14 protein-coding genes are annotated in these 14,811 nt (G+C 48.1%); 4 read left to right on the top strand and 10 right to left on the bottom strand.

Annotation, left to right across the window (positions count from 1 at the left end; translation table 11 throughout):
* Window positions 1–15: 15 nt before the first annotated feature.
* Both DYA43_RS04175 and mlc read right to left on the bottom strand, forming a co-directional pair.
* On the bottom strand, window positions 16–957 hold the full coding sequence (locus DYA43_RS04175; RefSeq protein WP_024374820.1) for a chemotaxis protein CheV: 942 nt from the start codon (window positions 955–957) through the stop codon (window positions 16–18).
* Between the two features lie 117 nt (window positions 958–1,074).
* Window positions 1,075–2,298, bottom strand: a complete 1,224-nt coding sequence (gene mlc / locus DYA43_RS04170) for a sugar metabolism global transcriptional regulator Mlc (RefSeq protein WP_020329890.1) — start codon at window positions 2,296–2,298, stop codon at window positions 1,075–1,077.
* A gap of 291 nt (window positions 2,299–2,589) precedes the next feature.
* Between mlc and pyk the strand changes: the two genes are divergently transcribed.
* The gene (gene pyk, locus DYA43_RS04165; RefSeq protein ID WP_061056273.1) at window positions 2,590–4,035 is read left to right on the top strand and encodes a pyruvate kinase; all 1,446 of its coding nucleotides are present in this window, start codon (window positions 2,590–2,592) and stop codon (window positions 4,033–4,035) included.
* 56 nt (window positions 4,036–4,091) lie between these two features.
* On the opposite strand, the gene DYA43_RS04160 is transcribed toward pyk, so the two are convergent.
* Together DYA43_RS04160 and cydH are read right to left on the bottom strand one after the other, a co-directional pair.
* Complete coding sequence (locus DYA43_RS04160; RefSeq protein WP_020329888.1) at window positions 4,092–5,279, bottom strand: patatin-like phospholipase family protein; 1,188 nt, start codon at window positions 5,277–5,279, stop codon at window positions 4,092–4,094.
* An 18-nt stretch (window positions 5,280–5,297) separates the two neighbouring features.
* Window positions 5,298–5,387 (bottom strand): cytochrome bd-I oxidase subunit CydH, encoded by a 90-nt coding sequence (cydH, locus tag DYA43_RS04155; RefSeq protein WP_032081448.1) that lies wholly within the window; start codon window positions 5,385–5,387, stop codon window positions 5,298–5,300.
* Between the two features lie 134 nt (window positions 5,388–5,521).
* On the opposite strand from cydH, the gene DYA43_RS04150 reads away from it, so the two are divergent.
* The 3 genes from DYA43_RS04150 (at window position 5,522) to DYA43_RS04140 (ending at window position 8,154) form a co-directional block, all read left to right on the top strand.
* The gene (locus DYA43_RS04150) at window positions 5,522–6,103 is read left to right on the top strand and encodes a putative outer membrane beta-barrel protein (protein WP_024374738.1); all 582 of its coding nucleotides are present in this window, start codon (window positions 5,522–5,524) and stop codon (window positions 6,101–6,103) included.
* A gap of 495 nt (window positions 6,104–6,598) precedes the next feature.
* Window positions 6,599–8,059 (top strand): sodium-dependent transporter, encoded by a 1,461-nt coding sequence (locus DYA43_RS04145; RefSeq protein WP_024374739.1) that lies wholly within the window; start codon window positions 6,599–6,601, stop codon window positions 8,057–8,059.
* On the top strand, window positions 8,059–8,154 hold the full coding sequence (locus DYA43_RS04140; protein WP_104408473.1) for a MetS family NSS transporter small subunit: 96 nt from the start codon (window positions 8,059–8,061) through the stop codon (window positions 8,152–8,154). The genes DYA43_RS04145 and DYA43_RS04140 overlap by 1 nt, the downstream gene beginning before the upstream one ends.
* A gap of 56 nt (window positions 8,155–8,210) precedes the next feature.
* Here the strand turns inward: DYA43_RS04140 and DYA43_RS04135 are convergent, their stop codons facing one another.
* From DYA43_RS04135 to holB, 6 genes are all read right to left on the bottom strand, one after another.
* A complete protein-coding gene (locus DYA43_RS04135; RefSeq protein ID WP_020329885.1) occupies window positions 8,211–8,615 on the bottom strand; it encodes a hypothetical protein in 405 nt (134 codons plus the stop codon).
* Window positions 8,616–8,805: 190 nt separating this feature from the next.
* Window positions 8,806–10,236, bottom strand: coding sequence for a PTS glucose transporter subunit IIBC (gene ptsG, locus DYA43_RS04130; RefSeq protein ID WP_047462629.1), 1,431 nt, complete (start codon window positions 10,234–10,236; stop codon window positions 8,806–8,808).
* A 316-nt stretch (window positions 10,237–10,552) separates the two neighbouring features.
* Window positions 10,553–11,014: a hypothetical protein gene (locus DYA43_RS04125; protein ID WP_061056272.1), complete on the bottom strand. Its 462-nt coding sequence runs from the start codon at window positions 11,012–11,014 to the stop codon at window positions 10,553–10,555.
* Window positions 11,014–12,633, bottom strand: a complete 1,620-nt coding sequence (locus DYA43_RS04120; RefSeq protein WP_020329882.1) for a PTS transporter subunit EIIC — start codon at window positions 12,631–12,633, stop codon at window positions 11,014–11,016. Before DYA43_RS04120 ends, DYA43_RS04125 begins: the two co-directional genes overlap by 1 nt.
* A gap of 445 nt (window positions 12,634–13,078) precedes the next feature.
* Complete coding sequence (locus DYA43_RS04115) at window positions 13,079–13,846, bottom strand: TatD family hydrolase (RefSeq protein WP_020329881.1); 768 nt, start codon at window positions 13,844–13,846, stop codon at window positions 13,079–13,081.
* Window positions 13,837–14,802 carry a DNA polymerase III subunit delta' gene (holB, locus tag DYA43_RS04110; protein WP_061056271.1) on the bottom strand — a complete coding sequence of 322 codons (966 nt, stop codon included), beginning with the start codon at window positions 14,800–14,802 and terminating at the stop codon, window positions 13,837–13,839. Before holB ends, DYA43_RS04115 begins: the two co-directional genes overlap by 10 nt.
* Window positions 14,803–14,811: the final 9 nt, after the last annotated feature.

Here is a 14,811-nt window from a genome sequence, read left to right as displayed (position 1 = left end):
TGTACTTGGCTGCGATTAGAGAATTTCACGCATGCGATCTTGCACCGCTTCCACCAATCGGTCCGGCTGGAACTTGGAAATAAAACGGTTACAACCGACTTTCTGCACCATGGCTTCATTAAAGCTGCCACTCAGAGAAGTATTGAGGGTAATAAACAGGTCCGCCATGCGCGGGTCGTTGCGCACTTCATGCGTCAGTTTATAGCCATCCATTTCCGGCATTTCGGCATCGGTGATCATCATCAGCAGCTCTTTGTTGATGTCTTTGCCTTTATCACACCAGCTTTTTAGTAGCTTCAACGCTTCCAAGCCATCGCGACATTCGATGATATTCAGACCAAGCTGTGACAGCGTGCCTTTCACCTGGTTACGTGCGGTTGATGAGTCATCCACGATCAGAATATTACGTCCGACCATTTCATCCACCAGCGCAGGATCCAGCACCTCTTGTGAGATCGACACATCGTAATCGATGATCTCTGCCAGCACTTTTTCAACGTCGATGATTTCAACGATTTTAGTTTGGTCCTGCTCTTTGATTTGGGTAATCGCCGTCAGGTAGTTTGAACGTCCGGCCGATTTTGGTGGCGGCTGAATCTCGGTCCAAGCGGTATTGACGATATTACGCACCTGCCCGACCAGAAAGCCCTGCACTGTACGGTTATATTCGGTGATGATCAGATTTTGCTCGGGGTTTTCTAAACGCGAAGGCGGAAAACCAATCGCGCGGCGCAAATCGATAATCGGCACAGGATCACCACGTAACGACGCCACACCAGTAATGTTCGGGTGCGAACCCGGCATTTTGGTGGTTTTCGGCATCTTAATGACTTCCCGAACCTTAAATACGTTGATAGCAAAAATTTGGCGACTATTTAAGCTAAATAGCAACAATTCGAGGCGGTTTTCCCCCACCAGATTGGTACGCTGATCGACCGTATTTAAAATACCCGACATACAAAATCCCAAAAGTGAATAACGCTCTATAGCTAAACAGTATAGCTATCTTCGCGAATGGTAAATGTAACCTGAACGGCAAATGTAAACCGGAGAGAGGAAAAAACGAAGAAAAACTTACCCTTCAACCACTTTCATCAGCAACAAACCATCGTACAGCGCCTGTTTGATCAGTGCGGCACCGGGCATGGTCGCTTGCTTATAGAAACGCGATTCCACCAGTTGTAAATCCTGATGGTAAACCGGCAGGCTCTGCTCTTCGATGCAACGCTGAATCGCAGGATACAGCACATTTTTCGCCTGATTGATGACGCCACCAATCAGCACTTTTTCCGGGTTGAACAGGTTAATCACAATCGCGATGGCCGAGCCGAGATAACGGCCCAGTGTTTCTACCACGTCGACCGCAAGCGGATCGCCTTCCGCGGCCGCGGCACAAATGTCTTCGATCGTAATGTCTTCGTGCGCTTTTTCGCTCAGCGACGAGGCTTCACCGGCAGCAAGGCGTTCTGCCACTTGTTCACGAATGGCCTGCGAACTGGCAACCGTTTCCAAACAGCCAATATTACCGCAATGGCAGCGTTTGCCATTCGGATCAATCTGAATGTGGCCCAGCTCCCCGATATTACCGTGACGACCTTGCAGCACGCGACCATCAAGAATGATCCCCGCCCCCAAACCGTGGTGAATTGAGATCAGTACTGAGTTGTCGACGTCTTGTGAATGACCAAACAGTTTTTCCGCCAATGCCCAGGCACGAGTGTCGTTGGCCACAAAGACCGGCAGGCCGGTCGCCTTATAAATCTCCGGCCCTAAAGCCAGATTTGCCACATTGTAGTGTGGCATTTGCAGCACAATGCCCTGATCGGAATTCACCAAGCCAGGGAGCGTAATGGCAATGCTGGTGACGCGATCAAGCTGTGCAGCGTAAGTCTGGAAAAATTCGTCAATTTCAAACAGCAGCCGCTCTAATACATCATCCTGATCGATTTCGTGTATATCGATTTTGGTATCTATCAGTACATCGCCACCTAACTCATGGAGCGCTATGGTCAGGTAGCCACGTCCGAGACGCATGGAGAGAAATTGCCAGCCTTCATTGTTAGTTTGTAGCCCCACCGCAGGACGACCTCGGCTGATGGCTTCTTGGACGGTGGTTTCGTGTATCAGGTGAGCTTCAATCAATTCTCGGGTGATTTTGGTAATACTTGCTGGCGCAAGTTCACTTTCTTTCGACAGATCGATGCGGGATATGGGACCTTTTTGGTCTATGAGTTTATATACACGGCCAGCATTGACCTGTTTGATGTGATCAATATGGCCTGGTTGAGCCATGTACATGGGGCGCTCCAGAATTCAATAACCTGCCAATTTTTTTACTTTGCGAAGTAATTGTGAAGCAATTTGGTGAATAGCCGTGACAGGCATCACGCATATACGTGGAACTTTGTGTTTTCAGTCAAATAGTGATCCATCTATTCCCGGATTCAATACCCGCTGGTCAGTTATTTTTCGACATTAATTATCTTGTTGCAAAGCGTAAATATCCTTCAGGGCTCCCAAACTCTTCAAATATCTTGCATATACTTAAGGAGTCTCAATTCCTCTGTCCGATCATTTCAGGAGATCAGAATGACCTCAGCATTAAGAAGAACAAAAATTGTCACGACTTTAGGGCCTTCAACAGACAAAGGAGAAACTCTGGAAGCGATCATCCGCGCGGGAGCCAACGTAGTACGTATGAACTTCTCGCACGGCTCAGCCGAAGATCACAAAGCCAGAGCGCAGAAAGTGCGCGAGATTGCCGCCAAGTTGGGAAAACACGTCGCGATTCTGGGCGACCTGCAAGGGCCGAAAATTCGTGTCTCGACCTTTAAAGAGGGCAAAATTGAACTTATCGAAGGTGAACGATTTGTACTGGATGCCAATCTGGCTCCAGGCGAAGGGGATCAGGATGCTGTCGGTATTGATTACAAAAATCTGCCAAAAGATGTGCAACGTGAAGACATTCTGCTGCTGGACGACGGCCGCGTACAACTACTGGTGGTTGCAGTCGAAGGCAGTAAAGTACACACCACCGTACTGGTTGGTGGTCCGTTATCAAACAACAAAGGCATCAACAAAAAAGGCGGCGGTCTGTCTGCCGATGCGCTGACAGAAAAAGACAAACGTGATATTCAACTCGCCGCTGAAATCAAAGTGGATTATCTCGCCGTATCGTTCCCGCGCAACGGTGCGGATATGGATTATGCTCGCCGCCTGGCCCGCGATGCCGGCCTCGAAGCCCGACTGGTTGCCAAAGTCGAGCGTGCGGAAACGGTCTCCTGTGACGAAAACATCGATGATATCGTACGAGCATCCGACGTAATCATGGTCGCTCGTGGTGATTTGGGGGTGGAAATCGGTGACCCGGAACTGATCGCCGTGCAGAAGAAACTGATTCACCGCGCCAAAGCGCTGAACCGCATTGTAATTACCGCAACACAGATGATGGAATCAATGATCGCAAACCCGATGCCGACGCGAGCCGAAGTGATGGACGTTGCCAACGCAGTATTGGATGGCACCGATGCCGTCATGCTGTCCGGTGAAACTGCGGCGGGTAAATACCCGGTTGAAACCGTCAAAGCAATGGCAGAAGTGTGCATCGGCGCAGAAAAGATGATTGAATCCAACCAACAAAACTATCGCATTGATCGCTCCTTTACCACCGCTGAAGAGACCGTAGCCATGTCAACCATCTACGCAGCCAACCATCTGGAAGGTGTTAAAGCGATGGTGACCCTGACCGAATCCGGGCGCACCTCACTGATGACTTCACGTCTCAACTCGGTGCTGCCGATTTTCGCGATGTCGCGGAATGAAAGTACCCTTAACCGCTGTGCACTCTATCGCGGGGTCATGCCGTTCTATTTTGACAGCAAAAATGGCACTGGCTTTGAAGTCGCACAAGCGGCGCTGGAAGCGCTGAAAGAGAAGAAACTCCTCGCCTTTGGCGATCTGGTGATCATCACCCAAGGTGACATTATGGAGGTGGAAGGTTCCACGAACTGTATGCGTATCTTACCTGTCCTCTGATTGCGAAACCGTAAAAGGCCCGTAAACCGGGCCTTTTTATTTATCGCTGTTGTGGCTTATTCACCATGATCCGGCATCGAAAGCGCATGTTGTTTCAACCGTTCCGACTTGAGCTCACTGGCATCAAGATAGGTTTTAACAAAACGAAAACCGGCTTCCCGCCCAAGTTCATAATCGTGCATCAGGTCGTCTGTACTGCTCAACAACGAACTGGATTTGAGCGGTTCACTGGGTGCTATCTGCACAATAAACGTATCATCCGGTGGCGTGCGCAGAAAATCACACGTCAACGAATACGTCTGGTAGTGCACCATCAGCATGTCTGCCAGACCGGAATCAAACTTATCGCCAATCAGGTGGCTTAAACGATAGATATCATCAGCGCCAAACAGCCAACGACCACCGTTTAAAGTACCAAGATGTTTGTGCTCCATCTTCGCCAGCTTAGATTTCTCGATCTGCTGATAGAAGAAGCTGTTCCAGTCATCTTTCCATTGGACGAGTTTGTTTTGCCACTGATTCTGAATGGTATTAAACGAATCCCGAAACCACTTCACGGGCTCATGTTGGGGTTCTATACGAATTGGCAATTCCGATTCATCTTCCAGATTCTCAGTACGAATCACGGCAATGAAGCGTGCTTCGCGGCGCCAGGCCTCCTGAACCGGAATCGAAGCCGACACGCCACCATCAATATAATGTTGATGAGCCAGTTCCACTTCATGAGGATACAAACGTGGGATTGCACAAGTCGCAATCAGCACGTTGCGCCAGTCCGGGCCAAGAATCGGAAAATAGAAATCGCTCAATGTTCGGGTCGAGGTCACCGCTGCAAACGCTTTTCGCTGACCAAGCACCTGACGGCCCATGTCCAAATCCAATCGATACGGATAATCACAAATCTTATCCAGTGCCCAGTCGAGATTTAAATACTGCTTACGCCGAATGTAACTAAACAGGTGGAAAAACTGCGGGTCAGTGGTTAAGTCGACAATAAAAGACTTACCCAACTCAGGTTGACGACACAAAAACGAGCTGATGTTCAGCGCGCCCGCTGACGTGCCAAAGAATTCTTCGAATGGATCGAAATTGGACATCATAAAGGCATCAAACACACCGGCGGTAAAAATCCCTCGCTGCCCGCCACCTTGAGCGACCAACGCGTTTTTTCCGCCGATAAATTTGGAGAGTCGAGTTAAATCGACCCGAGAGTCCAATTCAGAAACAGTTCCACTATTAATCATAAGCAGAACCCTTATTGCTTAACTTGTAATGGCGATGAGTCCAAAGCCAATCAATACTGCAAACACGGTCACAACGACGCAAAGTGCAAATTTGAAATCGCGTTCCATACACCACCTCCTTCGTGATATCGAAGTAATAACAGTGGTGCGACCCATGTTCAAGAATTGCTGGTTTTTCGTGCACGATTATGAAGTTACTATCACAATTACTCAACTAGCCCAGAAAAATTTCGAGGTTTGTCATGCGTAATCGCTATTTTGTGCTTGTTGCTCTGTCGCTCGTTGCTCCAGTGAAAGCCGCCGTCTACCTTACACCGTTTGTTGGTTATACCGTCGGCGGCGAAGTGGAAGACAGCCAGGGCAATGCCTATGACGTTAAACCTTCGGCAAGCTTCGCGCTGGCAGCTGAGATCCCCTATCAAACGGGTCGTTTCGGCCTGCTTTATGCCACGCAGCAGACCGACATTGACAACATCAACCACAGCGCTGCGATGCACTACCTGCAATTTCAAAGCAGTTTGTACTACCCGATCGACGAGGCATTCTCGAGCTATCTGGGCTTAGGGGTTGGCGCATCGTATGCCGATGTCGACTGGGCAGAGAATAAATACGGATTTTCAGCCAGCATTTTTACCGGACTGGAATATCGCTTCACCTCCAACATTGCTCTCAACACTCAACTGCGCTGGTTGGGGACGGTTGTCGACAACGATACGAGTGCTGTCTGCACTTCGGGTGACTCCACCAGCAAATGTCTAATTCACTTTAAATCTGACTGGATGAATCAGTTTTCTGCCAATCTTGGGATGACGATTCACTTCTGATGACATTGCGCGAGGAAGGTCAAAAATTGGAGAGATTCACTGAGGAGTGTATATTTTTCAGTCATACGCACTTTCATTAAATACAGTTATATCAATTGCATTAAGAGTTCTGACCAGTCGATTAATTTATTGATTTAATAATTTAACAAACATATAACTAATTAAAGAGCAAAAAAACAACAAAGAGGCCAACAACGCAGAACAAAATCACGTTTACAATCTATTGCCTTGTGCGAAAGATCTCTGTAGTCTCGAAACCAATGCGTAGCTGATTATTTCAGATTTCGCAAACACACATCGTAAAACTAAGAACAATATTCTGAGTTTTCTGTCAGCTAATAATATTTAAAACTAACTTTTTGCTGATTCATGGATGATAGAGCAAATTTATAACAATCAGACCACATTCTGATTGGTTATCACCTATCAATATGAAATAAGCAGCATAAGCTACAGAAAAGCTTCATACCTCAGGGAGTTGTAAAGGAGTAATCTATGAAGCGAGAACAATGGGGATCCCGTGCCGGATTTATTCTGGCAGCAGTCGGATCTGCGATCGGTTTGGGTAACATCTGGCGTTTCCCATACATGGCCTACGAGAACGGCGGCGGCGCCTTTTTCATCCCTTACCTGTTTGCCATGATCACGGCAGGTATCCCGTTCATGATCCTAGAATTTTCTATGGGTCAGAAAAACCGCGGTTCTGCACCAGCCACTCTGGCACGCATCAATTCCAAGTTCGAATGGCTGGGTTGGTTCCAAGTTGGTGTTGCAGCGGTGATCGCCGTTTACTACGTGGCGGTTATCGGTTGGGCAATCTCTTATTTCGGCATGTCTTTCGATCAAAGCTGGGGTACAGACACTAATGCTTTCTTCTTTAGTGATTATCTGGGTCTGGGTGACAACTCACCAACGAATCTGGGTGGCATTCAGTGGAAAATTGCGATTGCGATGACCATTGCTTGGGCAATCACTTATGCTGCTATCGTCGGCGGCGTGAAGTCCGGTATTGAGCGTGCATCGAAAATCATGATGCCAATCCTGTTCGTGATGGTTCTTCTTCTGATCGCTCGTATGATTTTCCTACCAGGTGCTCTGGATGGTGTGAACTACATGTTCGAACCTGATTTCAGCAAAATCTGGGATGTGAAAGTTTGGGCAGCGGCATACGGCCAGATCTTCTTTACCCTGAGTATCGGTTTCGCGATCATGCTGGCTTACTCTAGCTACCTGCCAGAGAAATCAGACATCACCAATAACGCGTTCATGACGGTACTGATCAACTGTGGCTTCTCAATTCTGGCCGGTATCATGATCTTCTCGGTTCTGGGCTACATGGCACAAGAACAGGGCAAGCCATTGACTGAAGTTGTATCTGCAGGTGTTGGTCTGGCGTTTGTGACTCTGCCAGCAGCAATCAACTTGTTGCCAGCGCCATACATCCTTGGCCCACTATTCTTCCTGGCACTAGTGGTTGCCGGCCTGAGCTCGCACATCTCTATCATGGAAGCGGTAACCTCTGCGGTTATCGACAAACTGGGTTGGAGCCGTAAGAAAGCTGCGAACATCGTGATTGGCGTAGGTTTCATCGTCTCAATGGCGTTTGCAACCAACGGCGGCCTGCTGCTGCTTGACTTGGTTGACCACTTCGCCAACAACGTGGGCATCATGGCAAGTTGTCTGGTTGAACTGGTTCTGATGACTTGGCTGATGAAGATCTCTGATGCACGTAAATACGTGAACTCCATTTCTGACTTCAGTGTGGGTGTGTGGTTCGATATCTGTCTGCGCTTTATCTCTCCGGTGATTCTGGCGATCATCGTGGCAACCAAACTAAGAACGCTATTGACTGAAGGCTACGGTGGCTACGACCTGACTCTGGGTTGGGTCATGATTGCAGCTCTGTTCGTCATTGGTGTGGCGATCAACCTAACCAGCCGTAAGGAGAACTACTAATGACGACTAGTGCTATCGTAATGATGATTATCGGTTTAGGCATTACTTGGGGTGGCGCAGCCATCTGTATCAAGAAAGCAATGAATAAACAGTAATTCCTGAAAAGGAGTAAAAAAGCCGGCACGTATGCCGGCTTTTTTGTGTTCTGCGATTAGAAACGGTAGGTAATACCCAGCGCCGCTCCCAGTTGCAATTCTGGACCTGAGTGCAAGTTGAGCTCAGGGTGCACCTGACCATACAGATTGAAGTTTTGGTTGATCTGCCAGTCCAAACCAAGTGGAACGCGCACACCAAAGTCATCATCCCATTCAGCCCAGCCGCCCGCGCCAACATACCAATCAAAAGGTACATTCGGGTTATTAAAGCTGCCGCGTTGAATAATGTAATCAAACGCTGCGCCATCATTTCCCAGAGTAAAACGGTATTGGTTGTTCACTTCCAGAACTGCGCTCAGTTGTTGGTCCACTGCCATGCCGACTTTCAGGCTGTTACCCTGCTGCGCAAAAGCCGTCAGCGGCAATCCCAAAAGCAGTGCCGTCATCCCTAATGTCTTCATATATTCATTTCCTGTATAGGTTTTGATGTCGGAACAAACTTTAGCCGAATGGCGTGGTTCCTATGTCAATCCAGAGTAAGGGGAAATCAAAGCTATTGTTGAAATGGCCAGACTTGACGGCCCGACACCAGAAAAAATAAAAGGAGACTACAGAGTCTCCTTTTACTTGAGAATAATGAAAGAGTCGTGATTAACCGTGGTTACGGATCCACTCATCCATTTCGGTTTTCAGATTATCGGACTTAGTACCAAAAATAGCCTGTACGCCTCCTGAAACTACAACCACACCTGCGGCGCCGAGCTTTTTCAGTTTGTCCTGATCAACTTGCTCGGTATCGGCAACGGATACGCGCAGGCGAGTGATACAGGCATCCAGGTTAGTAATGTTGGCTTTACCACCGAATGCCGCCACCAACTCACCAGCCAGCTCCGTGCCTTGCGCGGAAGATTCATCTGCCGCTTCATCTTCACGACCCGGCGTTTTCAGATCCAACGCTCGAATAACAAAAGTAAACACCACGTAGTACAGCACAGCATAGGCAACACCCAAACCCACCAACATTGGCATGTTCTCGGCGCGTGGCGACTGAACAACAAAGTCAATGAAACCGTTCGAGAAGGTATGACCATGTACCACACCCAGCGAATTGGTCAGCACATAAGCCAGACCAGCCAACACCGCGTGAATACCGTACAGAACCGGCGCGATGAACAGGAACGAAAACTCGATAGGTTCAGTAATACCAGTTAGGAATGAAGTCAGCGCCGCTGATGCCATGATCCCCATCACTTTGGCGCGGTTCTCAGGTTTGGCACAGTGCGCAATAGCAAACGCGGCAGCCGGCAAACCAAACATTTTGAACAGATAACCACCCGCAAGCTGACCAAAACCATTCCCCGCAGCGCGAGATGCATCGTCCGCCGTCAGGAAACACGTCATGATGCCGTGTACGGTTTCACCTGCACCGTTGACACACGTGCCCGCTTCGTAGAAGAAAGGAACATTCCAGATGTGGTGGAGACCAAATGGGATAAGAGAACGTTCAACCACACCGTAAATACCAAACGCCAGAACCGGGTTCTGATGTGCAGCCCAATCTGAGAATGTCGCGATAGCAGCGCCGATAGGTGGCCAGATAAAAGAAAGAATGACACCCAGAACAATCGACAGGAAACCCGTAATAATCGGCACGGCGCGTTTACCTGCGAAGAAACCGAGATACTCGGGTAATTGAATTTTATAGAAACGGTTAAATGCCCAGGCAGCGACGCCACCAGCAAGGATACCGCCCAGCACACCCGTATCGATTTTCTCGACACCCATCGCCATCGCCATCACTTTCAGTGTCGCGACCATGATGCCGTAACCTACGATGGCGGAAAGTCCGGATACACCGTCGTTATTGGTGAAACCTAATGCTACACCGACGGCAAACAGCAATGCCATCTGCCCAAATACCGAGCCGCCCGCTTGCTCCATCAAATTCGAAACAATGTCCGGCAGCCAGCTGAAATTGGCAGCACCGACCCCAAGCAAAATACCCGCAACTGGGAGCACCGATACTGGAAGCATCAGCGCCTTACCCACTTTTTGCAGGTTAGCAAAAGCGTTCTTAAACATGTTTATGCTCCTGATTAACTTATTGGAATAAATGGGTTCTAACGGCATACCCCCGTAGCCTAAATGTTAGCACCCAATAGAAATGTAACCACTCGGGGATTATATTTTTCGTCTCTAAATATAGTTTGATAACACTCAAACTTTATTCACTATGCCGAGCATTTGTTACAGAAATCTCTACCAGGTCTATTTAGGCGACGATATTAGGTTTAAAAGATGCGGAATAAGGACAATGGAATACAGGGGACATTCCTATTTAGGAACGAGAGTAGCAGGGGCATAAAAAAGCCCGCATAAAATGCGGGCTTTTCATTCATTAGTGCTCTAGCCTTGTTCGTGCTCGGGTTTCATGCAGAGGCTCAACGTCATACATGTAGAGTTGAATGGCCGAATAGGCCGCATACAAACCCAGTGTGGCACAGAAAAAAACAATCTTCTCTTTTTCGCGAGATAGGTAAGTCGACAAATCCTTAGGCTTTATCCACTGACCACTGTCGACTCGCAGCAGATATTTTCCCAGAGACTTCCCTATCAGGTTAAAACAGATAGCACCGAAACCGAGATATATGCCGATAAAGACCAACAGCATCAGCAGTACAATCAGTAACAGGACAGGCAACGCCATCGTATCGTTTAGCGATAAACCTCCAGTTTTTTCACTGAAGAACCCTGTTACGACTGCCAGCAGAACCGTCACCACCACCTGAGTGAACATCTTCGCCACCATGGCATCGATGATAAAGGCACCGGTTCTTCTGAATTTGTCACCAATACTCATTACTTACCAAGCAGAGAGTTGATTTGAGCTTTGTAACCTGCAGCTTCAGCGCCGTAGATTGCCTGGATACCAGTGTCGCCAACTTTAACCAGACCGCGAGCACCCAGCTCTTGAGTCCAGTAATCGTTACCTTTCACTTGTGCACCATCTTTAACAGTGATACGCAGACGAGTGATACATGCATCTACATCAACGATGTTTTCTGCGCCACCCAGAGCTTCGATCATGTCTTTTGCTTTCTGGTTGTCACCTGCTGAACCGCTTTTCGCTGCGTGGTAATCTTTCTTAGATACTACCGCTACTGCGCTGCCTTTACGACCTGGAGTTTTCACGTCGAACTTGATGATGAACCAACGGAATACGAAGAAGTAAATGAATGCGTAAGCGATACCCACTAGAGGGATGAAGTACCAGTGGTTTTCAACACCAGTTAGGCCTGGAAGCATGCCGAACAGGGTAAAGTCGATGAAACCGCCACTGAATGTCATACCAACTTTAACGTTCAGCATATCCATCAGCATGAATGACAGACCAGCTAGAGGAACGTGAATCGCGTAGTACAGTGCTGGAGCCAGGAACAGGAATGTGAATTCGATTGGCTCAGTAATACCAGTCAGGAATGCAGTCAGAGCAACAGAGAACAACAGGCCACCTGCCGCTTTCTTGTTCTCATCATCAGCCAGTGTGTACATCGCGTACGCAGCTGCTGGCAGACCGAACATCATGAATGGGAATTTACCAGTCATGAAGTTAGTTGAAGTGAATTGCGAGAAGTCACCCGTTGCCAGAGAAGCAAAGAAGATGTTCTGAGTACCTTTAACCACTTCACCAGCGATTTGAGCAGTACCACCGATCTCTGTCTGCCATAGTGGCAGGTAGAATACGTGGTGCAGACCAACAGGAATCAGAGAACGTTCGATGATACCGAAGATCAGAGACGCAATGTAACCGTGACCAGATGCAGTCATTTCACCCAGAGCAGCACCGATTGCACCGAATGCAGCACCGAAGAAAGGCCAGATGAAAGTCAGTACGATACCGTAGAACAGCGCAGCAAATGCACTGATGATCGGAACGAAACGCGCGCCACCAAAGAAGCCTAGGTAATCAGGCAGTTTTGCATCGTGGTATTTGTTGTGAAGAACAACAGTAACTGCACCTGCAATCAGACCACCAAATACACCCATACTCAGAGTGTTAGAGATACCCAGCATATCTGCCAGTACGCCCGGGTATTCGCTACCCATCAGTACTACAGTGTTGGTATCCAGGTTGATCATGCTTGCTACAACCAGAGTCTTAGCAATCGCCACGTTCATTACTAGGTAAGAAATCAGCGCTGCCAGTGCCGCAGCACCTTTCTCTGCACGAGCGAAACCTACAGCAATCGCCAGAGCGAACATAACAGGAAGGTTAGCGAATACGATACCGCCCGCTGCTGTCATAATTTGTAGGAAGCTGTTCAGAACAGTTCCGTCTTGAAGCACACCGATGTTGTACGCTTCGATCATTGTAGGGTTGGTAAAGCTCCCCCCGATACCCAGCATGATACCCGCTGCAGGCAGCAGTGCGATGGGTAACATAATGGATTGTGAAAGTTTACTAAAGAAACCTTTCATACATTTATGCTCCTGATAAAGTTATTAGAATTGTTGAGTTCTGACGGCACACCCCCGTAGCCATAGTGTCAGTGCTCAATGAAAATGTAACACAATATGCATTATATTTTTCGGCTCTAAATATATATTGATGCCCCTCAAGCTTTCTAGTTTGGAATGAAATTTAGTTTCAAAGTAATAGACAGATCACAATCCCCCGGCTCCTTTGAAATCCTTTACATTTCATCTATCTATCTGTTTTTATTGATATAAAAATTACTAAACATTAATTTTGCTTAGTGAATAAATTCGATCGCATTGTTATTTTTCGTAACAAAATTACATAAGGGTGAATTTGAGCCACATTTTCAACATTTTTCGTAAACAAGCGCAATTTTTAACTTACTCAGAATAAATAATAGAAAAAAAGAGAGCTCACGCTCTCTTTTTAGTCAAAGTTTTCTTTCTATCGCAAAAAAAGATTGTGGTAGTTTTGGGTGGTTTTTTCAGCAACTTCGCTTAATGAAACCCCTTTCAGTTGCGATATATATGCAGCAACCTCGACCACATAGGCTGGCTGATTCTGTTTTCCTCGGTGCGGAACCGGGGCAAGATACGGAGAATCCGTTTCGATCAACAGGCGATCCAACGGCAGTTGTTTCACCACGTCTTTCAGCTCTGTGGCTTGACGAAACGTCACGATCCCGGAGATCGAGATGTAAAAGCCGAGATCCATCGCCGCTTGTGCAAAAGGCAGATCTTCCGTAAAACAGTGAATCACGCCACCACATTGATCCGCACCACCTCTACGCAACATGTCCAGGGTATCCTGACGCGCATTACGGGTATGGATAATCAATGGTTTGTTGAGTGCAACCGCGGTGTCTATCTGCTGAGAAAAACGCAGCTTCTGAAGTTCTGCCGTTTCCGGTTGGTAGTGGTAGTCCAAGCCGGTTTCACCAATCGCGACTACTTTCGGGTGCTTGGCGTACTCGTGAAAACGATCCAGTTCAAAATCGCTCTCCACATCCAGCGGATGCACGCCACAAGAAGCGTGAACATTATCAAACGGAGTGATCATCTCCAGCATGTCCGGGAATGAGTCTAACGTCACACCCACTGACAGCAGCTGCTTCACGTTAGCCTGACGTGCTTTTTCAATCACATCTTCAATGCCGTTGTGTAAATCCTGATAATCGAGTTTGTCCAGGTGACAGTGTGAATCTACAAACATGCTTCCTCATTAAATTTCAGTAACCAATCGGTGATCATCAGCTCGCCATTCAGTCCGCTGAAAACGCGCAGTTGTTCAGACAGTTTAGCCAATGCTTCGGTCTGCTGCTGCAAAAGCGCGAAGCTGCAAGCCTTGGCGACGGCCAGGCAACCTGGCGTCATATGGTTTTGTGCCAGACTAAAGTGCGCTTTCTGGGCATCCGTCATCAGATACCACAACCAGTTTAAGCGGCTCTGCGGCTCACTGGCCGCGAGTTTGGCACATTCTAGTTGGCTGAGTATGTCGCCTTGAATTGCCTGAATAAACCTCGCTTCCAGTTCCTGATATTGTTTCATACCACCGGACGCAATGAATTCTCGGGTCAGCAGCGGCGCATTGCCATGAATGTGTGAAGCAAACGCGGGCACATCCTGTTGCAGTTCTCCCGCCAACCACTCCGCTACCAACGATGCAGACGGTTCTGCCACTGTGATTTGCTGGCAGCGGCTGACAATCGTCGGCAACAAATGATTGATACGTGAGGTCAGCAGCACAAAAACACACTTTTCTGCCGGCTCTTCCAATGTTTTCAGCAATGCGTTCGCCGCCGATTCATTCATCGCTTCAGCGGGCTCAATCACAATCAGGCGATAACCTGACAACTGTGAGGATTCCTGCGCCAAGCGATTACATTGACGAATCTGGTCAACACTGATGGTTCGCCCCTCTTTTTCCGGGCGAACAAGATGATAGTCAGGATGACTCCCCGACTGCATCAGATCGCAGCCGTGACAAAAGCCGCAGGGCTCACTGCTGTGGGTCTGACACATCAGTGCGCGGGCAAATTGCTCCGCCATTTGAAATGTGCCAAGTCCGGCTGGCGCTGAAATCAGAGTGGCCGAAGCAAAGCTCTGCTCATCCAGACGCTGCTTCCAGCTTTGCCAAGCGTCCGCCAACCAAGGATAGATGTGTTGCATGGTGATTCC

The sequence above is a fragment of the Vibrio fluvialis genome, from assembly GCF_900460245.1.
Lineage (GTDB): Bacteria > Pseudomonadota > Gammaproteobacteria > Enterobacterales > Vibrionaceae > Vibrio > Vibrio fluvialis.
This window is presented reverse-complemented; position numbering and strand designations above follow the sequence as displayed.

Coding starts and splice junctions, on each gene's coding strand:
- DYA43_RS04175 (WP_024374820.1), bottom strand. CDS start 957: ATGTCGGGTATTTTAAATACGGTCGATCAGCGTACCAATCTGGTGGGG.
- mlc (WP_020329890.1), bottom strand. CDS start 2,298: ATGTACATGGCTCAACCAGGCCATATTGATCACATCAAACAGGTCAAT.
- pyk (WP_061056273.1), top strand. CDS start 2,590: ATGACCTCAGCATTAAGAAGAACAAAAATTGTCACGACTTTAGGGCCT.
- DYA43_RS04160 (WP_020329888.1), bottom strand. CDS start 5,279: ATGATTAATAGTGGAACTGTTTCTGAATTGGACTCTCGGGTCGATTTA.
- cydH (WP_032081448.1), bottom strand. CDS start 5,387: ATGGAACGCGATTTCAAATTTGCACTTTGCGTCGTTGTGACCGTGTTT.
- DYA43_RS04150 (WP_024374738.1), top strand. CDS start 5,522: ATGCGTAATCGCTATTTTGTGCTTGTTGCTCTGTCGCTCGTTGCTCCA.
- DYA43_RS04145 (WP_024374739.1), top strand. CDS start 6,599: ATGAAGCGAGAACAATGGGGATCCCGTGCCGGATTTATTCTGGCAGCA.
- DYA43_RS04140 (WP_104408473.1), top strand. CDS start 8,059: ATGACGACTAGTGCTATCGTAATGATGATTATCGGTTTAGGCATTACT.
- DYA43_RS04135 (WP_020329885.1), bottom strand. CDS start 8,615: ATGAAGACATTAGGGATGACGGCACTGCTTTTGGGATTGCCGCTGACG.
- ptsG (WP_047462629.1), bottom strand. CDS start 10,236: ATGTTTAAGAACGCTTTTGCTAACCTGCAAAAAGTGGGTAAGGCGCTG.
- DYA43_RS04125 (WP_061056272.1), bottom strand. CDS start 11,014: ATGAGTATTGGTGACAAATTCAGAAGAACCGGTGCCTTTATCATCGAT.
- DYA43_RS04120 (WP_020329882.1), bottom strand. CDS start 12,633: ATGAAAGGTTTCTTTAGTAAACTTTCACAATCCATTATGTTACCCATC.
- DYA43_RS04115 (WP_020329881.1), bottom strand. CDS start 13,846: ATGTTTGTAGATTCACACTGTCACCTGGACAAACTCGATTATCAGGAT.
- holB (WP_061056271.1), bottom strand. CDS start 14,802: ATGCAACACATCTATCCTTGGTTGGCGGACGCTTGGCAAAGCTGGAAG.